Source organism: Mesorhizobium sp. L-2-11, from assembly GCF_016756595.1.
GTDB lineage: Bacteria > Pseudomonadota > Alphaproteobacteria > Rhizobiales > Rhizobiaceae > Mesorhizobium.
Genome location: NZ_AP023257.1, coordinates 2699836 through 2720246 on the forward strand (window position 1 = coordinate 2699836; position 20411 = coordinate 2720246).

The 20411-nt window shown below is 63.5% G+C and carries 23 protein-coding genes and 2 pseudogenes; 18 read left to right on the plus strand and 7 right to left on the minus strand.

Going from position 1 to position 20411, the window contains the following annotated elements:
• Positions 1 to 12: 12 nt before the first annotated feature.
• The 7 genes and pseudogenes from JG739_RS12895 (at position 13) to JG739_RS12915 (ending at position 5140) form a co-directional block, all read left to right on the plus strand.
• On the plus strand, positions 13 to 276 hold the full coding sequence (locus tag JG739_RS12895; protein WP_027154260.1) for a metal-sensing transcriptional repressor: 264 nt from the start codon (positions 13 to 15) through the stop codon (positions 274 to 276).
• 8 nt (positions 277 to 284) lie between these two features.
• Positions 285 to 791 (plus strand): cation transporter, encoded by a 507-nt coding sequence (locus tag JG739_RS36360; RefSeq protein WP_446720550.1) that lies wholly within the window; start codon positions 285 to 287, stop codon positions 789 to 791.
• Entirely contained in the window at positions 718 to 1314 is a 597-nt protein-coding gene (locus tag JG739_RS36365; protein WP_446720551.1) for a cation diffusion facilitator family transporter, read from the plus strand. Before JG739_RS36360 ends, JG739_RS36365 begins: the two co-directional genes overlap by 74 nt.
• A gap of 20 nt (positions 1315 to 1334) precedes the next feature.
• Positions 1335 to 1527 (plus strand): annotated as a pseudogene (locus JG739_RS35320) (ABC transporter permease); the annotation flags it as partial.
• A gap of 164 nt (positions 1528 to 1691) precedes the next feature.
• Positions 1692 to 2130, plus strand: a pseudogene (gene bfr / locus JG739_RS12905) (bacterioferritin).
• 655 nt (positions 2131 to 2785) lie between these two features.
• Positions 2786 to 4555, plus strand: a complete 1770-nt coding sequence (gene ybaL, locus JG739_RS12910; RefSeq protein WP_202366781.1) for a YbaL family putative K(+) efflux transporter — start codon at positions 2786 to 2788, stop codon at positions 4553 to 4555.
• A gap of 228 nt (positions 4556 to 4783) precedes the next feature.
• Complete coding sequence (locus tag JG739_RS12915; protein ID WP_023799084.1) at positions 4784 to 5140, plus strand: VOC family protein; 357 nt, start codon at positions 4784 to 4786, stop codon at positions 5138 to 5140.
• 168 nt (positions 5141 to 5308) lie between these two features.
• Here the strand turns inward: JG739_RS12915 and JG739_RS12920 are convergent, their stop codons facing one another.
• Positions 5309 to 5674: a VOC family protein gene (locus JG739_RS12920; RefSeq protein WP_202366782.1), complete on the minus strand. Its 366-nt coding sequence runs from the start codon at positions 5672 to 5674 to the stop codon at positions 5309 to 5311.
• Positions 5675 to 5932: 258 nt separating this feature from the next.
• Here JG739_RS12920 and JG739_RS12925 point away from each other — a divergent pair, with 258 nt between their 5' ends.
• Positions 5933 to 6136, plus strand: coding sequence for a hypothetical protein (locus JG739_RS12925; RefSeq protein WP_244749869.1), 204 nt, complete (start codon positions 5933 to 5935; stop codon positions 6134 to 6136).
• 10 nt (positions 6137 to 6146) lie between these two features.
• A complete protein-coding gene (locus JG739_RS12930; protein WP_244749870.1) occupies positions 6147 to 7037 on the plus strand; it encodes a sigma-70 family RNA polymerase sigma factor in 891 nt (296 codons plus the stop codon).
• A 72-nt stretch (positions 7038 to 7109) separates the two neighbouring features.
• Here the strand turns inward: JG739_RS12930 and JG739_RS12935 are convergent, their stop codons facing one another.
• Positions 7110 to 8267: a sulfite oxidase gene (locus JG739_RS12935; RefSeq protein WP_202366784.1), complete on the minus strand. Its 1158-nt coding sequence runs from the start codon at positions 8265 to 8267 to the stop codon at positions 7110 to 7112.
• A 256-nt stretch (positions 8268 to 8523) separates the two neighbouring features.
• Here JG739_RS12935 and JG739_RS12940 point away from each other — a divergent pair, with 256 nt between their 5' ends.
• From JG739_RS12940 to JG739_RS12950, 3 genes are all read left to right on the plus strand, one after another.
• Positions 8524 to 9156: a DUF1326 domain-containing protein gene (locus JG739_RS12940; protein ID WP_202366785.1), complete on the plus strand. Its 633-nt coding sequence runs from the start codon at positions 8524 to 8526 to the stop codon at positions 9154 to 9156.
• Positions 9157 to 9164: 8 nt separating this feature from the next.
• Entirely contained in the window at positions 9165 to 10049 is an 885-nt protein-coding gene (locus JG739_RS12945; RefSeq protein WP_202366786.1) for a DUF2182 domain-containing protein, read from the plus strand.
• A gap of 262 nt (positions 10050 to 10311) precedes the next feature.
• Positions 10312 to 11829, plus strand: coding sequence for an FAD-dependent oxidoreductase (locus JG739_RS12950; protein ID WP_202366787.1), 1518 nt, complete (start codon positions 10312 to 10314; stop codon positions 11827 to 11829).
• Between the two features lie 161 nt (positions 11830 to 11990).
• Here JG739_RS12950 and dinB read toward each other — a convergent pair whose 3' ends face one another.
• Both dinB and JG739_RS12960 read right to left on the minus strand, forming a co-directional pair.
• Positions 11991 to 13232, minus strand: coding sequence for a DNA polymerase IV (gene dinB, locus JG739_RS12955; RefSeq protein ID WP_202366788.1), 1242 nt, complete (start codon positions 13230 to 13232; stop codon positions 11991 to 11993).
• Positions 13233 to 13686: 454 nt separating this feature from the next.
• Positions 13687 to 14055 (minus strand): hypothetical protein, encoded by a 369-nt coding sequence (locus JG739_RS12960; protein ID WP_202366789.1) that lies wholly within the window; start codon positions 14053 to 14055, stop codon positions 13687 to 13689.
• A 194-nt stretch (positions 14056 to 14249) separates the two neighbouring features.
• Between JG739_RS12960 and JG739_RS12965 the strand changes: the two genes are divergently transcribed.
• Positions 14250 to 14552, plus strand: a complete 303-nt coding sequence (locus JG739_RS12965) for a hypothetical protein (RefSeq protein ID WP_027154271.1) — start codon at positions 14250 to 14252, stop codon at positions 14550 to 14552.
• A gap of 248 nt (positions 14553 to 14800) precedes the next feature.
• On the opposite strand, the gene JG739_RS12970 is transcribed toward JG739_RS12965, so the two are convergent.
• Entirely contained in the window at positions 14801 to 15496 is a 696-nt protein-coding gene (locus JG739_RS12970) for an XRE family transcriptional regulator (protein ID WP_202366790.1), read from the minus strand.
• A 360-nt stretch (positions 15497 to 15856) separates the two neighbouring features.
• Between JG739_RS12970 and JG739_RS12975 the strand changes: the two genes are divergently transcribed.
• The 4 genes from JG739_RS12975 (at position 15857) to JG739_RS12990 (ending at position 17604) form a co-directional block, all read left to right on the plus strand.
• Positions 15857 to 16249, plus strand: a complete 393-nt coding sequence (locus JG739_RS12975) for a hypothetical protein (protein WP_342216455.1) — start codon at positions 15857 to 15859, stop codon at positions 16247 to 16249.
• Positions 16250 to 16422: 173 nt separating this feature from the next.
• Positions 16423 to 17025, plus strand: a complete 603-nt coding sequence (locus tag JG739_RS12980) for a DUF6456 domain-containing protein (RefSeq protein ID WP_202366791.1) — start codon at positions 16423 to 16425, stop codon at positions 17023 to 17025.
• A gap of 132 nt (positions 17026 to 17157) precedes the next feature.
• A complete protein-coding gene (locus tag JG739_RS12985) occupies positions 17158 to 17430 on the plus strand; it encodes a hypothetical protein (RefSeq protein ID WP_370463518.1) in 273 nt (90 codons plus the stop codon).
• 15 nt (positions 17431 to 17445) lie between these two features.
• Positions 17446 to 17604, plus strand: coding sequence for a hypothetical protein (locus tag JG739_RS12990; protein ID WP_202366792.1), 159 nt, complete (start codon positions 17446 to 17448; stop codon positions 17602 to 17604).
• A gap of 112 nt (positions 17605 to 17716) precedes the next feature.
• Here the strand turns inward: JG739_RS12990 and efp are convergent, their stop codons facing one another.
• Positions 17717 to 18283, minus strand: a complete 567-nt coding sequence (gene efp / locus JG739_RS12995; protein WP_202366793.1) for an elongation factor P — start codon at positions 18281 to 18283, stop codon at positions 17717 to 17719.
• A 129-nt stretch (positions 18284 to 18412) separates the two neighbouring features.
• Between efp and epmA the strand changes: the two genes are divergently transcribed.
• A complete protein-coding gene (gene epmA / locus JG739_RS13000) occupies positions 18413 to 19456 on the plus strand; it encodes an EF-P lysine aminoacylase EpmA (protein WP_202366794.1) in 1044 nt (347 codons plus the stop codon).
• Between the two features lie 204 nt (positions 19457 to 19660).
• Here epmA and JG739_RS13005 read toward each other — a convergent pair whose 3' ends face one another.
• Positions 19661 to 20257 (minus strand): DUF922 domain-containing Zn-dependent protease, encoded by a 597-nt coding sequence (locus JG739_RS13005; protein ID WP_202366795.1) that lies wholly within the window; start codon positions 20255 to 20257, stop codon positions 19661 to 19663.
• Between the last annotated feature and the right edge of the window lie 154 nt (positions 20258 to 20411).

Below are 20411 nucleotides of genomic sequence, written 5' to 3' on the forward strand. Positions count from 1 at the left end.
TACAAAACAGGCATGTCCGAAGGCATCCATCGTTCGCATCCGGCTATCGTGAAGCGTCTGAAGCGCGCGCAAGGCCACCTTGCGGCGGTGCTGTCGATGTTCGAGGCGCATCGTCCTTGCGTTGATCTGGCGCAACAACTCCACGCCGTGGAGAGCGCCATCAGCAGCGCAAAGCGCGAACTGATCCACGATCATATCGAGCATTGCCTGACGGACACTGCGGAGGCGGGCGGCAACTCGCTGGCGGAACTCAAGCAACTGGCGAAATATTTGTGAGCCGTCAAATGCCTGTGCTCGGCACGCGCATCCTCGACTGGTTCGGGTTCGGGCCGCGCGATCACGCCGCGCATGGTCACGGCCATCACGATCATGTGAGCGGGTCGCATAGCCACGGGGTCATCGATGCGACCATTGCGACGACCGACCGAGGCATCTGGGCGATAAAATGGTCGTTCGTCATCCTGGCAATCACCGCGGCGATGCAGATGGTCGTGGTCGCACTGTCGGGCAGCGTGGCGCTGCTGGCCGACACGGTCCACAACATCGGCGACGCCACCACCGCCATTCCACTGTGGATCGCCTTCCTGCTGGCCCGGCGCAAGCCGTCGCCGACCTTCACCTACGGCCTGGGCCGGGTCGAGGACCTGGCTGGGATCATCATCGTCGGGATCATCCTGTTCAGCCGCCATCGTCGCCGGTTACCAGGCCATCGACCGATTGATCAATCCACGCGTGGTGACGCATCTGGGCTGGCTGGCGGCAGCGGGCATTGTCGGCTTTCTCGGCAATGAGGCCGTCGCGGTGTTCCGCATCCGCGTCGGCCGCGAAATCAACAGCGCCGCACTCATTGCCGACGGCTACCACGCCCGCACCGACGGCCTGACCAGCCTTGCCGTGGTCCTGGGAGCGTTCGGCGTCTGGCTCGGTTTTGCACTGGCCGACCCGATCGTCGGCCTGCTCATCACGCTTGCGATCTTCGGCATCGTCTGGCAGTCGGCGCGCTCGGTGCTGACCCGCATGCTCGACGGCGTGGAGCCGGATGTCATCGGCGATATCCACCATGCCGCCGCGCATGTGCCGGCAGCGCGCATTGTCGAGGCCAAGGCGCGGTGGGTCGGTCACAGGCTGCACGCCGACATTGCCATCGCCGTCGAAGACAGCCTGCCGGTCTGCGAAGCGAAGAAGATTACGGCAGCGCTGGAGCACCAGCTGTTCGAGCACATGCCGGCGCTTGCGGCGGCGAACGTAAGATTGGCGAACGCGGATGCGGATCGTCGCCATGAACATGCTCACGGCGAACATCACGGCCACTAACGGTCGCTCGGAGCGGCTCGTCGCTGCCGCTGGATTCCATCGCTTTGAGCAGCATCGGCCGCGCTCCGCTTTGGAGATATCAGTCGTGGGCTGCTCGGCCTAATCGGTGTCTGGATGCTCTGGCGCGCTTTTAGCCGCGGCCATCACCACAAGCATGAGGGCGAGGCGGTCGGCGTCATGGCAGGTCTGATCCCGTGCCCGCTGACGCTGTACCGCAGGGCGGCGGGAAGGATCTCATACGCTCTCTGCAACCTCCGGCCCCCCGATCGAAATGACGATTAGGTCGCCGCGTGCTATCCTGCGCTCGGAGGCGAACAAGGGCGCATCGGTCCCACATGATGCGTGCGGGACGCGCGCCCAAAACGGGAGCAGAACCCATGAAAGGCGAAGATAGGATCATTGAACGTCTTAACGAAGCGCTGTTTCTGGAACTCGGTGCCGTCAATCAATTTTGGCTGCATTATCGCCTGTTGGAGGACTGGGGCTATTTCAAACTGGCGAAGAAGGAGCGCGAGGAATCTATCGAGGAAATGCACCATGCGGACCGGATTATCGAACGGACCATCTTCCTCGAAGGGCACCCGAACCTGCAGGCGGTGGCGCCGCTTCGCATCGGGCAGAATGTGAAGGAAGTGCTGGAATCGGATCTCGCCGGCGAATACGACGCGCGCACCTCTTACAAGAAGTCACGCGAGATCTGCCAGGAACTGGGCGGGCCACATCAACTTTCTCGAGACCCAGCTCGATCTGCTCGCCTCGATCGGCGATGAGAGATACGGCCTCCTCAATGCCGCTTCCGGGGATGAGGCAGAGTAGCACCGGGAAGCCATGCGCCGGAAATGCTGCGCCGCGCGACAGGTTTGAGGATTCCGCAGCCATGGCGCACATCAGGTGAACGGCAGCAAACGCTCGACGTGGCGCCTCCAAGCTCTGTGCCGTTCGCCGGTATCTGCGAACGACGCAGTCATTTGCCACGTTCCATTATCGGTCATGAATGGGCCCAATAGCGGCCAACAGGACTCGCCGCGCAGCCGTTCAAACGGGCGTCAAAATTCAGACGCCCACTCCCCGGCTGCACCTGCTCAGTGGCTGCCTATCACCGTGCGGTTGCCCTCGCTGTCGCGAAATTCAGCCACCGTGCGGCCTGGCTGCCAGGGCGCCTGGCGCGAATCGCGTGTAGGACGCGCGTCAACCGTCTGCAGCAAGTGGCGATACAGATCGCCTTTCTGGGCCCGCTCTTCATGGTGCTCGGTTTCAACTTGACGGCTGCTGCGCGATCGCCGCCGGCACGGCGGGCAAACTGCCCGAAGCCTATCCACCGGCCGGAATCGACCTTCCAGACCTCCAGTGCGCCATTGGCGAGATCTGCTGCGTGAAAGCTGTTGAGCCCGCCGCGTCTTGGTCCATTATCTCTAGGCTCGTGCAACGCTTGGCCGGAACGCCAAGCGCGGCCGGAAACCGGATTGGGAAGATGCCTCAGGCGCCACTTATCGCAACCCTTGTCGCCGGCCTCGGACTCGCCTTCATTCTCGGCACGTTGGCGAACCGACTTCGCCTGTCACCACTGGTCGGCTATCTCGTGGCTGGTGTCTTGATTGGCCCGTTCACGCCCGGCTTCGTTGCCGACCAGGCGCTGGCGCGCCAACTCGCCGAGCTCGGCGTGATCCTGCTGATGTTCGGCATTGGGCTGCATTTTTCATTGAACGATCTGCTGTCGGTAAGAAAGATCGCGCTTCCTGGCGCGGTCGGCCAAATGGCTCTGGTGACCATGCTCGGGCTTTTGGTGACGCAGGCGATCGGCTGGCCGATCGGAGCCGGAGTGGTGTTTGGGCTGGCCCTGTCGGTTGCAAGTACAGTCGTGGTTCTACGGGCGCTGCAGGAAATGCGGCAGCTCGAAACCGATGGTGGACGCATCGCGGTCGGCTGGCTGGTCGTCGAGGACCTCGCCATGATCCTCGCGCTTGTGCTGTTGCCGGCCTTCGCCGGCGTGCTCGGTGGCAATTTCAACGGGGCAAACCTTAACGGCAATGACCTGTTCAAATTGTTTGAGCCGCAGACCATCTGGAGTGCGCTCGGACTTACGCTGGGCAAATTGGCGGCTTTCTTCGCGATCATGGTTGTCGTCGGGCGACGTGTCATTCCGCCGATCCTTCACTACGTCGCTCACACCGGTTCGCGAGAGCTTTTCCGTTTGGCCGTGCTGGCGATCGCCCTTGGTGTCGCTTTCGGGGCAGCCGAGCTGTTCGGGGTCTCGTTCGCTCTTGGGGCGTTTTTCGCAGGAATGATCCTTGCCGAATCCCAGTTGAGCCAAAGGGCCGCTCAGGAAACGCTGCCGCTGCGAGACGCATTCGCCGTGCTTTTTTTCGTCTCCGTCGGCATGCTGTTCAATCCGATGATCCTGGTCGAGCAACCGCTGCTCGTCGGCGTTACATTTTTGATCATCGTCATCGGCAATGCCACGGCCGCATCGGCCATCGCATTGATGTTCGGCTATCCGTCCCACGTGGCCCTGACACTCGGCCTGAGCCTGGCACAAATCGGCGAGTTCTCCTTCATCCTTGCGGGACTGGGTGTCGAACTCACGCTTCTTCCAGAGGCGGGACGTGACCTGGTGCTTGCCGGAGCAATCCTTTCGATCCTCGTCAACCCGCTGCTGTTTGCGGCGTTGGATCGGCTGACGCCGTGGCTGAAAGCGCGAGAGCGAACCATCGCCACGCAAGAAGGCAGAGCCGAAACCCCCGAACTCGCGGCTACCAGCCTGACAGACCACGCGGTGCTTGTCGGCCATGGACGGGTCGGAAGCCTGGTCGCGCAGACGTTGCAAAAGGCAAGGCAGCCTTACCTGGTGATCGAGGAACGACAAGTGATAGTAGAACAGCTGCGCGCCCGCGGCGTTGATGTCATTGCGGGAAATGCCGCCCAGCCGGGCCTGCTTGAGGCGGCCAACGTTGCCTCAGCCCGGTGGTTGATCAGCGCCATTCCCAATCCGTTCGAGAGCGGCAATCTTATCGAGCAGGCCCATGCCATCAATCCAAAGCTCGAGATCATCGCCCGTGCGCATTCCGATGCCGAAGTGGATTATCTGAAGAAGTTCGGCGCCGATCTGATCATCATGGGCGAGCGGGAGATCGCGCGCGCCATCTCCGATCACATTCTGAGGCGGATCGATGTGCCAGCCGCCCCGGTCGCCGACCAGAACCAAAACGCGCGCCAGGTCGGACCAAAACCGATGGCCGGGTGATGGCGGCAGGTGCGCGAACAGCATCTCCAGCTTCTTCCGCTGATGGCGTGAGGTTTGGCGTCGGTCTTTGAAGCAACGCCGGGTTCCGGCACCTGCAATCACCGCCGGCCGACCTATATCCAACTGAAGTTGCCGATATCGAGCGGCTGTTAGGACAGGCGGTAGGGCCGAAAACGTCGTTTGCAACGGCGACAGTTTGTTCGCATCACTTCAGGGAGATAAGGAGCCATGATTTCCGGCGCACACATGATCATCTACAGCACGGATGCCGAGGCAGACCGCGCATTTTTTCGCAATGTTCTACGTTTTCCAGCAGTCGATGCTGGCGAAGGCTGGTTGATCTTCGCATTGCCGCCGGCCGAAATTGCCGTTCACCCGGCCGCCGAAGTCGACAGCCACGAAGTCTACCTCATGTGCGAAGACATCAATGCCACAATCCAAGAGCTGAAATCGCACGATGTCGAATGCACTTCGGTCACCGATGAAGGCTGGGGCCTGCTCACGCATGTCTCGCTTCCCAGTGGCGGTTCGCTTGGCCTCTACCAGCCGAGGCATGCTTTGGCGCACAAGGCCGGGGCTGCTTGAGTGGCCGTTTTCCGCCCGGACGCGCGACCAAATTAAAGACTTTGGAGCGGGATGGAGATTCGAAGGCAAATCGTCCTGCTCTTGCGGACTTTTTCAACACTGTCCGCCTTCTCCAGCCGTTCATAGGCTCGTCAAAGTTCAGAATGCCCGCTCTCCGGCTGCATCCCCTCACTGGCTGCCGATCACCATGCGGTTGCCCTCGCTGTCGCGAAATTCCGCCACCGTGCGGCCTGGCTGCCAGGGCGCCTCCTGCGGTTCGGTGATGATCTCGACGCCGCCCGCCTTCAACGCGGCGATCGTGGCCTCGACGTCGTCGTCGACCAGCACCAGCACCGGTTCCACGCCTGGCGTGTCGTCGGCGCGCCTCACGAAATGCAGGTTCGTCGCGGCGCCGGGAAATTTCAGCTCGATCCAGCGCCAGCCGCTATCGCCCATCTTCTCGTCGGCCGCGACCTTGCAGGCGAAATGCCTGGTGTAGAACGCCTTGGCGCGGTCCTGGTCAAAGACCGGCAGTTCGGCAAACTGGATGTGCATGGTCGTCTCTCCTGCTCCTCGACGGCTGCTGAGTAGCCGTCCACAGCTGGAGGACGGGTCCGGCCGGCCGAAGAGATTTATAGCGTGCGAGAATCTTTTCGGGAACGTGAAACGTCTTCTGCTCAGAGCAACCATTCAGGAGATGAACCATGGGCTACAAACTCATTCGCTACAGCGTGAAAGACACCGGGCTGGAAGAGAACCGCGCGCTGGTGGCAAAAGTGTTCGAGGGCGCTGGATGAGACGGCGCCGCAGGGCGTGCGCTATCTCGTGCTCGAACTCGACGACGGCGAGTTCGTCCATGTCGTCGGCGAGGGAAATGACGCATCCGCGCTGACCGGGCTTGCGGCCTTCGAGGCGTTCACGCAAAACCATGCGGAACGGCGCTCGACCCCGGTGAAGCGATCGCCTGCCAGAATCATCGGCAACTACCGTGTGCTTGAGGAGAGCAAGGCCGGATAGAATGGACGCCATGATCCAACGGAAATTCGATCGACCGGCGCTCGAGGCGATGCTCTCCGGGTTGCGCCCAAAACTGCACCGCTACTGCGCCCGCATGGCCGGCTCGGTGATCGACGGCGAAGACATCGTCCAGGAGACGCTGATCAAGGCGCTGCAGGCGGTCGACGGCAGCATGACGGTCGAGCGGCCCGAGCAATGGCTGTTTCGCATCGCGCATAATGCCGCGCAGGACCATCTGCGCCGGCGCCGTCGGGAAAGGTCGCGCATGACCGAGACCGACATGACCACCATCGAGGATCCTTCCGGCAGCGCCGACAGCAGGCTCGCTGCGGCGAGCGGCCTGCGCAGCTTCATGCAACTCTCGGTTGCGCAGCGCAGCGCCGTGATCCTTGTCGACGTGCTAGGCCTTTCGCTGCACGAGACCTGCGAGGTGACCGGCGCGACGCTCGCCGCCACCAAGGCGGCGCTGCATCGCGGGCGGGCGCAACTGCGCATATTGGCAGCCGAGCCCGAACAGGCTGCCGCGCCACGCCTCGACGCCGATGACGAGCGACGGCTGCGCCGCTATGTCGACCTGTTCAACGCGCGCGACTTCGACGCGGTCAGGGCGCTGATCGCCGAGGATGTCCAACTCGAATTGGTCAGCCGGCTCCGCATGCGCGGCAAGGCCGAAGTGTCGACCTATTTCGGCAACTACGAGCGCATCAGCGACTGGGTGCTGTCGCTGGGCTTTGTCGACGGCCGGCCGGCGATCCTGATCCGCAACCCGCAGGAGCCGGACGGCGCGGTGCGCGGCTTCATGCTGGTCGAATGGCGGGACGAGCGGGTCGTCCAGATCCGCGATTTTCGTTATGCGCCGTGGTGCCTGGTCGAGGCGGAGATCAGCACGGTGGAGGGGTGAGGGGACTACCGCCCACACCCGTCACGCTCCTCTCCTGGGTGACCCAAACGCAATTGCGACATGGCAGCGGTTTTAGGCGACACGCACGCGGCGCGTCACCTGGCCATTGCTTTCCCAGTATGTGCGTTTCTTGGCAATCAACGGATCGTCCATTGCCGGTTGAACCTGTCCCGTGGTGCTGACCGCGCGCGAGGTTACCGTGTGTTCTCCAGGAGACGGATTTGCCCAGTCGAGAGACCAGATCTTCCAGGCGTGTTCGGCCTCCTCACTGCGGTCGATGGTCGCCGGTGCCCATGGCGCTTGATCGATTTGCACTTCGACCCGATCGATCGGTGCCCCCCAGGCTGCCCCAATGATGCGGTAGTCCGAGTCCTTGCGGGTGACCTTTGCGGGCGCTGACTTTATCCGTGCCGGGCCGACTGAGCTCTCGGTCCACACGGTCTCACCGTTGCGCTCCTCCTCCCGGATGGTGACATAGTCACGGGCCATCATAACGCTCATGAAGCGAGTGTCGCGAACCTCGATGCGTTCCAGCCACTTGACGTTGGCGATGCCGTACCAGCCCGGAGCAATCAGCCGCAGCGGAAAACAATTGGCGGCCGGCAAGGCGGCTCCGTTCATTTCATAGCAGAGCAAATTGTCTGGGTTCGTCGCGTCGGCAAGCGACATGCTGCGCGCGAAATTCTGCTGCATCTTGATGTCGCGTATGGCGACCTCGCCTGTGTCAGTGCCGAAAAAGACAACCTCGATGCCATTTTCCAGGACGCCGGCTTCCTCGAGAATCGGGGCGAGCGGCGTTCCTGCCCAGCGGGCATTGCCGATGCCGCCGGTGAAAAAGGGAAATCCGTGGTTGCCCGAGCATTCCACTGTGAAAACGACCTCCTGGCGCGGCCGCGCCTTGATGTCGGCGAGAGTCAGTTTCAGGGGCTTCTTGACCAGGCCGCCGATCTCCATCGACCATGTCTTCTCGTCGATCGTTGGTCGATTGAAATGCGAGATGCTGAAGAACTTGTCGTTTGGCGTTATCCAGCTATCCAGATCCTCCCAGACAAGCTGCTTCTGGATGCCGACCGGATCGGGATTTTCGGTCGGCTGGTCCAGCCACCGAATAACTTCCTCGCTCGGCCGTGTTGGAAAAGCGTAAGCCCGACGCGAGGTATAGAGAGCAGCAATTGCGGCAAGGGCCGCGCTTCCCTGAACAAGAAGTTCTCTGCGTTGAATATCAGGCATGTTGTTTCCTCCCAGTTGATCCGGAAACGGGCTGCAACGTGCTTTAGGCCGCAGCCTGAACACGGATAGGCGCAATGAGCGTTTGCCCCGCCCGGAGATTATCCGGACTGGTCAGGCAATCAGCGGCGCATCTCAAGCATGTGAAGCATTGGACGAAACTCTCGCTTGGGTTTCGCCTTTCCAAGGGTGCGCCTTTGAGAGGGAAGAGTCCAGGTGTATGATGATGGTCTAATGTTTCGAAATCAGGGAGGAGAGCATGACGTCTTGGGAAATCAAGGGACGCGAACTCGTCAATTGCACCTGCGAATATGGCTGCAATTGTCAATTCAATGCGCTGCCCGACAAGGGCCATTGCCATGCCGTGGCCGGCATCCAGATCGATGAAGGTTATCATGGCGAGACCGTTCTCGATGGCCTGCGCATCGCCGCGATCTTCAAATGGCCCGGCGCGATCCACGAAGGCAATGGCGAAGCCATCGCTTTCGTCGACGAGAAGGCAACCGAGCGGCAGCGTAACGCGCTGCTGCGCATCATGACCGGCCAGGACACCGACCCGTTCGCGACGATGTTCGCCGTCTACGCCTCGACTGTGACAAAAATGCACGATCCGGTCTTCACCCCGATCGATCTCGAACTCGATGTCGACGGCCGCAGGGGCCGCGTCTTCGTCAAGGACTACATCGAAACGGTCGGCGAACCGATCCGCAACAAGGTGACGGGCGCGGACTCGCGGGCTCAGATCGTGTTGCCGAACGGCTTCGAATATGCGGTCGCCGAGATCGGCAGCGCTTCGAGCACAACCAGCGGGCCGGTTCAGGTGACCACCAAGGACAGTTACGGCCAGTTCGCGCGGCTGCATCTCAACAATCACGGGGTGGTGCGGGCCTGACGCGGCGCATGAACGGCGGGTCGCCACTGGAACGGCTGCTCAGACGCGACCGCGTCATCACGATTGCGGGGGTGGTGGCGCTGTGCCTGCTGGCCTGGCTTTATATCGTCGCCGGCGCAGGGCTCGGCATGAATGCGTGGGAGATGTCGAGGCTTGCGCTATTCCCCCACTTGCAAACTTCGAACACGACATCCGATATGACCTCCGACATGTCTGGCATGGATATGTCCGGCATGGACATGAGCGCGATGGCGACGGAACCGCGGGCCTGGGGGCCCGCGAACTGGGCGCTGATGATCGCCATGTGGTGGGTCATGATGATCGCCATGATGTCGCCGAGTGCGGCACCGACCATCCTGCTCTATGCGCGCGTGCATCGCCATGCGCTGGCACAGGGACAGATCCAGGACAAGCTCGCGCCGACCGGCGTGTTCATGGCAGGCTACCTCCTGGTCTGGCTGGGGTTCTCCGTCGCGGCCACCGCGCTGCATTGGCTGCTCGAACGCGAAGCTTTCGTTTCGGCGACGATGATGAGTTCGCAAAGCCGCTGGCTTTCGGCCGTCGTCCTGATCGGCGCGGGTCTGTATCAGCTCTCGCGCTTCAAGAACGCCTGCCTGTCGCATTGCCGGGCGCCGACGGCGTTCCTTGCCCGACACTGGCGCCCCCACGCAGTTGGCGCGCTGCGTCTTGGCGCATTGCACGGGGCGTTTTGTGTCGGATGCTGCTGGATGCTGATGGCGTTGTTGTTCGTCGGCGGCATCATGAATCTGGTGTGGATCGCCGCGCTCGCCATTCTGGTGCTGGTAGAAAAACTGTTTCCTGCCGGCCCGTGGGTCGGCCGGGCAGCTGGCATCGCCCTGATCGCCTGGGGCAGCGCGACGCTTTGGGTCTGAGAGACCGTTAGGAAACTCTATTCCGGCGGCCATCTGATGGCGTTTTCTGCGCTTCCCTACAGCGCCGCGCGTCCTTTGGACGCGCAGCGCTCTGATGTCCGCTCCGCTCCGGTTCTCGAAACCATCACCATATGGCTCGCCGGAGCGACTTTCCAAACAGCCTCTGACGACCGGGGCCGCCTCTGTCGGCGTTCGAAGGCGTCGAGGAACTTTGAATTCTCGCATCCGTTTTACCGAACGTCGTGGATGGGAGGTTCCGCCGATGAATGTCAGCGACGAAAGGACTGTATCGCTCTGGGCGGCGACCGAAGTCGCGCCCGATGCGGTGCCGCTCGGGCAAAGCGAACAGGTCGATGTCGTGGTCGTCGGGTCTGGGATTGCCGGACTGTCGGTCGCCTACGAACTGGCCGCCGCCGGCCAGAAGGTGGCTGTTCTCGATCGCGGCCGGATCGGAAGCGGCATGACGGCTCGCACCACTGCGCACCTGTCATCCGTTTGCGACGACTATTTTTCGGAGCTGACCAAATTGCGCGGCGAGGACCTGGCGCGGATCTTTTACCAAAGCCAATCGGCCGCTATCGACCGTATCCAATCCATCCAGGAGACGGAGCGTATCGCTTGCGATTTCCGGCGCCTCGCCGGCTTTCTCTTTCCGGCTTCCGGCAGCCAGGAATCCGATATCACGCGCGAACTGGACGCCGCTCTGAAAATCGGTGTCGAGGTCGAGAAGACCAGGGGCGTGCCATTTGCGGGCTTTTCGGATGCGCAGGCCCTTCGATACGCCAATCAGGCGACAGTCCACCCGCTCAAATATCTCCGCGGGCTGGCCGCGAGGATCCGAGCGCGCGGCGGCGTGCTTTATGCTGATACCATCGTCGAAAAGGTTGAAGAGACTGATGGCGGCGTGCGTGTAACCACGGTTCCAGGCTTTACCGTATCTTCCAGAGCGGCCGTTGTCGCCACCAACTCGCCGATCAACGATCGGGTCGCGCTTCACACCAAGCAAGCGCCCTATCGAACCTACGCGATGTCGTTCGAGATCGCGCGCGATACCATACCGGATGCGCTGTATTGGGATACTGCAGACCCTTATCACTACGTTCGGCTTCAGCCTGGCGAAGGTCGGACCGACTTCCTGATCGTCGGAGGTGAAGACCACAAGACAGGGCAGGCCGACGATGCCGGTAACCGTTTCGCGGCCCTGGCCGCCTGGACCAAAAGGCTGGTGCCCGATGTCGGCGTGGAAACCAACCGGTGGTCCGGGCAGGTGATGGAGACCGTCGATTATGCGGGGTTCATCGGCCGCAATCCTGGCAACCAGCGTGTTTTTGTGGCGACCGGGGATTCCGGCCAGGGCATTACCCATGGCGTCGTCGCCGGCCTGTTGATTTCCGACCTGATTCTGAAGGGGGAAAGCCCCTGGCGCGAACTTTACGAGCCGTCTCGCAAGACGGCCAGGGCGATCGGCGAATACCTGTCGGAGAATGCGGCGGCGATCAAGAGCTTTGCCGAGTATATCGCGCCTGGCGAGATCGATTCCGTCGACAAGCTGCGACCGGGAGAAGGTGCCATCGTCCGCGAAGGGCTCACCAAGATCGCCGCATTTCGCGATGACGACGGCACGCTCTACAAGCGCTCGGCCGCATGCACGCATATCGGCTGCCACGTCCACTGGAACTCCCTCGAGCGCTGCTGGGACTGCCCCTGCCACGGCTCGCATTTTGCTGTTGATGGCACGGCCTTGAACGGACCGGCCGTGGCGCCACTTGCAAGGGAGTAGGCAGTAGGGGAGTAGGGGAGTAGGGGAGTAGGGGAGTAGGGCAGTAGGGCAGTAGGGCAGTAGGCAATGGGGCAGTGGGACAGTAGGCAGTGAGGCAGTGGGACAGTGGGGAATTCCCGGGCCATTCCCCTACTCCCCTACTGCCCTACTGCCCTACTGCCCTACAACTCCTTTTCGGCCAGCTCGCGAAACGCGTCGGGGACCGATCGCGACTGCTTGAGCGCGACCGAGGCATAGCCAACCGCCTCCCAGCCGAAGCGGTCGCGGATCTTGTCGACGGCGCGGTCGGCGGTCCAGCGTGCCGCGCCCTTGGCGGTGCCGGGGCGGCGCCTCTCGTCATCGAGGCCGAGCGGCAGTTCCAGCTGCAGGGCCGGTTGCTTCTCCAGATGCGAGACGGCGATCGCCAGCAGCGAGATGGTCTTTTCGTGCGGATGATCGACAAGCACCTTGCGCACCAGCGCCTCGGCGATCTCGGCCAGCATCGCGGTTGCCGAAATCGGCTGGTCGAGCGTGATCGAGCGCGTCACCGAGCGCAGATCGGCAAAGCGAACGCGGACCGTCACCGTGCGGCCGGGCCGCGATTTCGCCCGCAGCCTGGTGGCGACCCTGTCGGCCAGATGCAGCAGGGTGGGCACGAAGATTTTTGCCTCGGCCGGTTTCCTGCCGAGCGCCGATTGCGCGCCCGCCGATCGCGCCCGGCGCTGCGTCTCGAGCTTGCGCGGATCGCGGTTCCAGGCCAGCGCGTTGAGTTTTTCACCCGCCGCCGGGCCGAGGAGACGCTCCAGCGCCCCACCATTGGTCTTCGCCAACTCGCCGATGGTGCGCACGCCAATGCCGGCCAGCCGCTCCCTGGTGACCGGACCGACGCCCCACATCAGCTCGACCGGCAGATCGTGAAGGAACTCCAGCTCGTGGCGCGGATCGACGACTACCAGCCCGTCGGGCTTGGCCACCTGCGAGGCGACCTTGGCCAGGTGCTTGGTGCGCGCCACGCCGACCGAGATCGGCAAGCCAAGCTCAGCCCGCACGCGGCGGCGGATGGTTTTCGCGATCTCGGCCGGCGGGCCGAACAGATGGGTGCAGCCGGCGACGTCGGCAAAGGCCTCGTCGATGGAAATCCGCTCGACCACCGGCGTGAAATCGCCGAGCACTTGAACAGCCGCATCGCCGAGCCGCTGATAATCCTTGAAATGGCCGCCGACGAAAATCAGCCCTGGGCAGAGTTCGCGGGCGCGCCGCCCCGGCATGCCGCCACGCACGCCAAAAGCCCTGGCCTCGTAGGACGCGGCAAGCACGACGCCGGCGCCGACGGCGATCGGCTTGCCGCGCAGGGCGGGGTCGAGCAACTGTTCGACCGAGGCATAAAAGGCGTCCAGATCAGCGTGGAGGATGTTGGCTTCCATCCGGCCCGTCCGCCCGCGGCGGTTCGAACGCCGCATTGTCTTGAGGTGGGTTTTGTATGGGAACATAAAGAGAACATTGTGAGTGGATTGTCAAGGAGCGCGAAGACAGATGAAGGGTTGCGCTGCTCCAATCCGCAGCGTTGGTGGTTCGCGAAACTGAAGCGGCTGCTGCCCCCTTGCGGGGGAGATGCTCTCAAGACCTGGGTTCCTCGCCCCTGCGAAGCGGGGGAGAGGTGGCCGCCCACGGGTCTTGCCTTTGGCAAGCCCGAGGACAGGCTCCGCGGCCGGAGGGGGCTTTCGTAGGGCGCAGTCCCCCTCTCCGTCTCGGCTTCGCCGAGCCACCTCTCCCCCACTCTCGTGGGGCGAGGAACCCGAGCTGGAATGAAGCCGCGAATGCCGCTTCGGCTTTCACTAACTACCAATGCTGCTGGCGCAAGCGCCGATCCTCTCCGGCTTACGCCGCCTGCCGCGACCAGAGGCGGTGGCCGTAGCGGCGGAAGAAGCGCGCCAGCAGAAGCTGCTGCCTGGCGCGGGCGAGATCGCCGCCGCGCCTTTCCTGGCGCCAGCGCGGCATGTTGCGATAGCAGGCCATGAAGCGGGCGGCGTCCTCGAGCGCCTCCTCGGCCGATTGCGCCGGGCGGATCGCTGCCAGGAACAAGGCCTCGCCGAGCTTCAGCCGGTCGACCAGCGCTTTGCGCTGGTCATGGCCGAGGCGCGCCCGGCCTATGCCGTCGTGGCGGATAGCGGCGAAGGCGGCGAGCATCGCCGGGCTGTCGCCGCTATAGCCGCAATCACGAGCGAACCGGGCGGAGAGGGCGTCCATCTTCATCTCCTTGGCTGGCGGGGGGCGCGACGGAGACCCGGTCCGTCGCCCATTCGTTTTGGGGTATCGCATGTAAGCATAACTCAAAAAATGACACAAGTTAAACTTTTGCATGGGTTGAGCGGAACCGACTCGACTCTTCGGGAAAAACCCCTAATGATGTGAACAAAACAGGAACTGAGGCATCAGGGACGATGGCATTGCCGGGCAAGGAAGCGACGATCGCCGAGGTCGTCTCGATTGCGGTCGAGTGTATCGATTGCGGTCGAAACAGATGGTGGAAGCCGGCGGAGCTGAGGCGTTTCGGGGTGACCGCGCAAACGCCGCTGGCGGCGCTGTCGGGGCGGCTTCGCTGCTCGGCCTGCCGCGCCGATGGCTTGCCCGGCGCGGCGGTCTCGATCCAGGCGGCATTCATCGACGAGCGGCAGCAGCGCCGCGCCGAGGCGCGAATGCTTGGCGAGCGCGAGGTTCTGCTGGAGAGATCCAGGCGGGCTTGAGTGGTGGCGATCCGTTCGCCCCTTCTTGTGGGAGAAGGTGGCCGAGCGAAGCTCGGTCGGATGAGGGGTGCTGGCAGGCTTGCTGCGATAAAGACGTAAGCGGTTCAAATCTCTTGATGTTTTCACGTCGCGTTTCTTGCAACACCCCTCATCCGTCTCGGCGCTATCGCGCCGATCCACCGCCCGGGGCGAGTCACGGGCCTCGCCCGCCCTTCGGGCCCCACAAGGGGAGAAGGTCAGGGGTGCCCTCAATACCCCAGCAGTTCCTTGAGCGGGATGACGCGCCAGACGTGGTTTATCGCGTAGCGGTTGAAGGTCAGCGTCTTCGGCGGATTGTATTGCTCGACGACCAGTTCGGCGGCGGTCCGCTTGACCAGCTTTTTGATGAAGGCCTTGCCGTTGCGCTCGTTTTCCTCGGGAAACATCTCGATCACCACGTGGTCGCCGGGCACAGCATCGCGGCCGCCGCAATAAAGCATCTCGCCGGGTTCGTAGCGCGGCACCATCGAGTCGGAGAGCACGTGCAGCGCGAACACTTTGCGCAGATGGGCGATGCCGGGCGGGCGCTGGACATAGCCGGCGACCTCGCCGTTGAAGGTGAAGTCGCCGTCGTCGCCGCCGACCGCAGCACCCAGAAGCTCGATGTCCATCGGGCCGGCGGGCAGGGGGGCGGCGTCGGTAACGATCTCGGCGTCGGCGACATTGTCGGCGTCGTCGAGGAAGACGACCTCGCCCTTGCCGAGCGCCACCGGGTCGACGCGCAGGAAGGCGGCGGTCTTCAAAAGGTTCTCGGTTTTCGGCAGGTTGCGGCCGGTTTCCCAATTGCCGACGGCGGCGACGTCGGTGTCGTTGTGCTCGGCAATATGGCGCATCACCAGGCCGCGCTGCTTGCGCGCCTTGCGGATCGCCGCCCCGACCTTGATCGACAATGAGGTTTTTGCCATGGCGCCATCTGAAACATAAGAATCGGTTTCGTCTATGCAAGAATAGCTTGCATTATTTTTTGAGTTATGCTTTTATGCGGCCATGCACAAGCTACATCGCTCCACCTCGCTTTCCTATCCGTCCCGGCTGTCCTCCTCCCCGGCCGGGACGAAGTCCGAGGCTCGCGCCTCGGATCCGGTCGCCCTGCCATCACCGGCGGCGACCGGAACGGCCGGAGCCGTCCCTCTCACGGCTCCGGCCACGAATTTCGGCGCCGCCGCGTCGCCCCTCACCTGCCTGCCGGCATCCTCTCCCGGTGAACGAGGAGAGGGGGGCAGCTTCGGCATCTACGCAACCCTTTTTACCTCTGGAAGAACGCCATGTCCGCCTATACCGACACAAAATTGCAAAGCATCGCCCGCACGCCGGCCAGGCTGGCGCCGCCGGTCTGGCTGCCGCAGCGCCCGTTGGTGCGCGAGATCCACGCGCCCGACGGCGAGGCCCTCAAGCTGCCGTCGCCGCGCCCCGCTGCCGCCGTCGGGCGCCAGCCGCATGTCGCGGCCATGCGCTTCATCGACTGCCTGTTCAACCGCTGCCGCGCGCCGCTCGATCTGACGCTCGAGCAAGACCCTGAAAACGACGCGCCCGGCAGCCGGCCGGCACTGGAGATGCTGTGCTGCGGCCTGCGCACGCGGCCGCTGAGAAGTTACTGCGCCTATCACGCGGCGCGGTTCTGCGGCCATCGCCGTACGGCTGTCGCGGACCCAGCCTGAGCGGCATCGCCAACCGACGGCGGCCTTGGTTCCTCGACGTGAGCACTTCAACGGCGAAAATCGCCAGCGTGCGGCGCGATTGCCCGTCTCGGCTTTGCCGAGCCACCTCTCCCCACTCCGCGGGGCGAGGATCCCAGATCCTGCAAAGGCAGCAATCAAACGAGGAGCCACAGATGAGCAAGAAGACCGCCCAAAAGGCAAAACCGCCCAAATTACCCACGGGCGAGGCCGAGCAGGTGCGCATTCGCAAGCAGGTCGGCCATGATTTCGCGCTGAAGGACGATGCCTTCGGCCGCAAGCGGCTGGCGACCGGCACGCTGGAGGCGAGGCGCGTCTATGAGGTGTCCAACAGCGGCCACACCGCGACCGGCGGCATCGTGCGGGTGCGCAACGTCGACCCGCTGACCGGCATCACCTCGCTGTCGCGCCAGCAGCGCGAGGCGGGCATGCGCTACCGCGAGGATTTTCGCGTCTCGGCACAGGACGGCGTCAAGCCGATGGCGCTGACCGAGCGCGTCGACGGCGGACGCATCGGCGGCGGCGTTGCCGATCGCATCCTGTCCGCCGGCCGCGCATATGCCGACGCCACCAGGGCGCTTGCGCATTGGGAGGTGTCGGTCGTGGTGCAAAAAGTCTGCTGCGCCGGCGAAACGGTGAAGAGCCTCGCCGAACAGACCGGTGAGCCGCGGGATGTGCTGTCGAAACTGCTCAAGATCGGGCTCGACTTGCTGGCGGTGCATTACGGAATGATGTTGATGCGGCGCCCGCGGGGGTAGGGCGCCAACGGATGGACGCCGAACCGATGGGTGATCATGCTGGAGGCGAAGCTCGATCCGCCTGCATCCTCCAATTGAAGGGCGCGGGTTTCCCGACCGCCTGTTACGCTGCGCCATTGCTGGTAGATCACAATGCCAAAGATGCCGCCAAACGCTCATTTCGCAGATACGGCGCCGACCTCTTCGGCGCTGACCGCCTATGACGAGCACTGCATGCTGACTTACATGCGGCTGCTCGATGCTTCGGCGGACGGCGCCGATTGGCGTGAGGTCGCCCACAGCGTTCTGCACATCGACCCGGAGCAGGAGCCGGAGCGGGCATTCCGGGCTTGGGCGACGCATCTGGCACGCGCCCGCTGGATGACCGGGGTTCGTGTCGATCGGCATGATCGTGGCACGGAATGACGCCGGAGGATTTTCGTGGAACTGCCATCCCGGTCTGCCCGTTTAGATGAGAAACCAACTGGGAAGCGCCGGATGAACTTTTGGCAAATCAATACTTTGGAGGCCTGCTGTCTGCTTGCCGTTCCGCTGTCGATGATCCTCACAGTTCTGGTGGCGGGTTTTATCCTTGGCTGAGTCTGCACCGTTTCAGTGAAGGAGACGGCGCGCATCGTGGTACCGGCGCGAGTTGCGCCCTGGCATTAATCGCGCGGGACACCGGCAGCGACGACAAAAGCGATCCTGCCTCTCAATCCTTGGCGCGCTCGACGTAGGCGCCATCGGCCGTCATCACCACCACGCGGGTGCCGGCAGTGATGTGCGGCGGCACCAGCGTGCGCACGCCGTTGGACAGCGTCGCCGGCTTGTAGGACGAGGACGCCGTCTGGCCTTTGGTCACCGGTTCGGTCTCGACCACCTCGAAGGTAGCGCGCTGCGGCAGCACCAGCGAGATGGCGATGCCATTGTGCTGCGAGATCTGCACCGCCATGCCTTCCTTGAGAAAGGGCGCCATCTCGCCGACCACGCTTTCCGGCACCGCGACCTGGTCGTAGCTTTCCGGGTTCATGAAATGATAGCCTTCGGCGTCGTGGTAGAGGAAGGTATGCTCGCGCTCCTCGACATAGGCGCGCTCGACCTGCTCGGTGGTGCGGTAGCGTTCCGAGACCTTCACCCCGTCGGAGATGCGGCGCATGTCGAGCTGGGTCACCGGCGTGCCCTTGCCCGGATGGATGTTTTCGGCAAAGAGGATCACATAGAGCTTGCCGTCCTTTTCGACGACATTGCCTTTGCGTAGGGAACTGGCGATGACCTTCACGGGCTTTATTCCTAACAGCGTTGACTGGCCTGGTGGCGCCTGCTGGCGCAAATCGGCTGCGGGAGCCGTCCGCTGCGGCCTAGCGCATCTTTGCGGCAATCGCCAGTCCTCCATGCAAATCCTGTCGTCATGATCGCCGCCTCGCCCTGGTGGACGCCCGATGTTCACGCCGACCGGCGGCCGCGGCTGATCCTGCGCAATACCATCACAGCGGCCCTGCGCGACTGGTTTGGCCGCCGCGACTTCGTCGAGGTCGAGACGGCGGCACTGCAGGTCTCGCCCGGCAACGAGGCCCATCTGTCGGCCTTTGCTACCGAGGTGATCGGCCCGGACGGGCGGCACCTGCCGCTCTATTTGCACACCTCGCCGGAATTCGCCTGCAAGAAGCTGCTCGCCGCCGGCGAGAAACGCATCTTCAGCCTGAGCGCGGTCTATCGCAACCGCGAGCGCGGCCCATTGCACCATCCATCCTTCACCATGCTCGAATGGTACCGGGCCGATGAGACCTACGACAGCCTGATGCGCGACTGCGCCGGGCTTGTCGCGCTGGCCGCCGAGCGCGCCGGCACGAAACGCTTCGCCTTTCGCGGCCGCGAGGCCGATCCGTTCGCCGAGCCGGAACGGTTGAGCGTCGCCGAGGCTTTTGCGCGCTATGCCGGCATCGATCTGTTGGCCACAATCGCCGCCGACGGCAGCACCGATCGCGAGGCGCTGCACGCGGCTCTGGTCCAGGCGGGTTTGCGCACCGCGCCCGACGACATCTGGGCCGATCTGTTCAGCCGGGTGATGGTGGAAAAGATCGAGCCGGCGCTGGGGCAGGGGCGCGCCACGATTCTCTACGGCTATCCGATTTCGGAGGCCGCCCTTGCCCGGCCGAGCGCCGATGACCCGAGGACCGCCGAGCGTTTCGAACTCTATTGCTGCGGCGTCGAGCTGGCCAACGCGTTCGGCGAGCTGACCGACGCCGCCGAGCAGCGCCGGCGCTTCATCCTCGAGATGGACGAGAAGCAGCGCATCTACGGCGAACGCTATCCGATCGATGAGGATTTCCTCGCCGCCCTGACCATCATGCCGCAGGCGAGCGGCGCCGCGCTCGGTTTCGACCGGCTGGTGATGCTGGCGACGGGGGCGGGCAGGGTGGAGGATGTGATGTGGACGCCGGTGGCGGAATGAGGCGAGGCCTGTGCTCCACGGCGCCCCCCTCTGTCCTGCCGGACATCTCCCCCTCAAGGGGGGAGATTGGCTGACCGCAACGCGGCACCTCGTCCTTCAACGTCGGCGATTGAGGGCCGGAGCGACGCGAAGGCGTAATCTCCCCCCAAGTGGGGGAGATGTCCGGCAGGACAGAGGGGGGCGCCTCGCTCAGGCCTCACAATATTACCGCCCCATCAGCAAATTAACGATCAGCTGCTGCAGATTGCCGCGCGGGGCGAATTCTACCCGGTCGAAATCTCGGCTTGCCTGCCGCTGTGCCTGGGAGAGTTCGGCAAGCCGCCTGGTCATTTCGGTCCTGATCTTTTTGCAGCCGGGATCGTCGGGGACGGACAGGCCGATGGTCGCCGTCTCGATCTTGCGGACCATGTCGACGATGATGTCGCCATGCACCTTTTCGTGGGCGGCGAGGCCAGCGGCAAAAACGTCCCAGCTCTTCTGCACTGCGGCCGGCACCGGCCCGGACGTTTTGGGCAAGGTGTAGGTTATGATGAGTTTTGGCCGCGCCGACACCAGCACGCAGGCGTTGCCTTGCCGCTGATAGTCCCTGACCCAGGTCAGCTTGAAATTGGTATAGGCCATGGCGCGGACCCTGCTTTTGCCGATCGTCGGCCCGCGCTCGCCCATCGACGCATGGAGCTGGGGACCGGTCTGCCCTGAAACGGCATAGGTCTCGACCTTCTCGACCGGCTTCCAGCCCGCCTGCGCCGGCGATGTCAGCAAGATGGCCAGGAGCAGGTACGTCAGAACGGCTGTTTTCACGCGAATCCCCCGGGCGAAGACAATGTTGGCGAATTCGCAATCACTCGGACGAGCGCGAATATCGGCTGCAAAGCCACTACACCAGTCTGCGTGGGGTCATCAACGCGTGACCGCCGACGAAGCGTTGGAGAATGAGCGACGCTGATCGAACTGC

Excerpts from the sequence above, each read along its gene's own strand:
- JG739_RS12895 (WP_027154260.1), top strand. The coding sequence starts at position 13 with ATGTCCGAAGGCATCCATCGTTCGCATCCGGCTATCGTGAAGCGTCTG.
- JG739_RS36360 (WP_446720550.1), top strand. The coding sequence starts at position 285 with ATGCCTGTGCTCGGCACGCGCATCCTCGACTGGTTCGGGTTCGGGCCG.
- ybaL (WP_202366781.1), top strand. The coding sequence starts at position 2,786 with ATGCCTCAGGCGCCACTTATCGCAACCCTTGTCGCCGGCCTCGGACTC.
- JG739_RS12915 (WP_023799084.1), top strand. The coding sequence starts at position 4,784 with ATGATTTCCGGCGCACACATGATCATCTACAGCACGGATGCCGAGGCA.
- JG739_RS12920 (WP_202366782.1), bottom strand. The coding sequence starts at position 5,674 with ATGCACATCCAGTTTGCCGAACTGCCGGTCTTTGACCAGGACCGCGCC.
- JG739_RS12930 (WP_244749870.1), top strand. The coding sequence starts at position 6,147 with ATGATCCAACGGAAATTCGATCGACCGGCGCTCGAGGCGATGCTCTCC.
- JG739_RS12935 (WP_202366784.1), bottom strand. The coding sequence starts at position 8,267 with ATGCCTGATATTCAACGCAGAGAACTTCTTGTTCAGGGAAGCGCGGCC.
- JG739_RS12940 (WP_202366785.1), top strand. The coding sequence starts at position 8,524 with ATGACGTCTTGGGAAATCAAGGGACGCGAACTCGTCAATTGCACCTGC.
- JG739_RS12945 (WP_202366786.1), top strand. The coding sequence starts at position 9,165 with ATGAACGGCGGGTCGCCACTGGAACGGCTGCTCAGACGCGACCGCGTC.
- JG739_RS12950 (WP_202366787.1), top strand. The coding sequence starts at position 10,312 with ATGAATGTCAGCGACGAAAGGACTGTATCGCTCTGGGCGGCGACCGAA.
- dinB (WP_202366788.1), bottom strand. The coding sequence starts at position 13,232 with ATGGAAGCCAACATCCTCCACGCTGATCTGGACGCCTTTTATGCCTCG.
- JG739_RS12960 (WP_202366789.1), bottom strand. The coding sequence starts at position 14,055 with ATGGACGCCCTCTCCGCCCGGTTCGCTCGTGATTGCGGCTATAGCGGC.
- JG739_RS12965 (WP_027154271.1), top strand. The coding sequence starts at position 14,250 with ATGGCATTGCCGGGCAAGGAAGCGACGATCGCCGAGGTCGTCTCGATT.
- JG739_RS12970 (WP_202366790.1), bottom strand. The coding sequence starts at position 15,496 with ATGGCAAAAACCTCATTGTCGATCAAGGTCGGGGCGGCGATCCGCAAG.
- JG739_RS12975 (WP_342216455.1), top strand. The coding sequence starts at position 15,857 with ATGTCCGCCTATACCGACACAAAATTGCAAAGCATCGCCCGCACGCCG.
- JG739_RS12980 (WP_202366791.1), top strand. The coding sequence starts at position 16,423 with ATGAGCAAGAAGACCGCCCAAAAGGCAAAACCGCCCAAATTACCCACG.
- JG739_RS12985 (WP_370463518.1), top strand. The coding sequence starts at position 17,158 with ATGCCAAAGATGCCGCCAAACGCTCATTTCGCAGATACGGCGCCGACC.
- epmA (WP_202366794.1), top strand. The coding sequence starts at position 18,413 with ATGATCGCCGCCTCGCCCTGGTGGACGCCCGATGTTCACGCCGACCGG.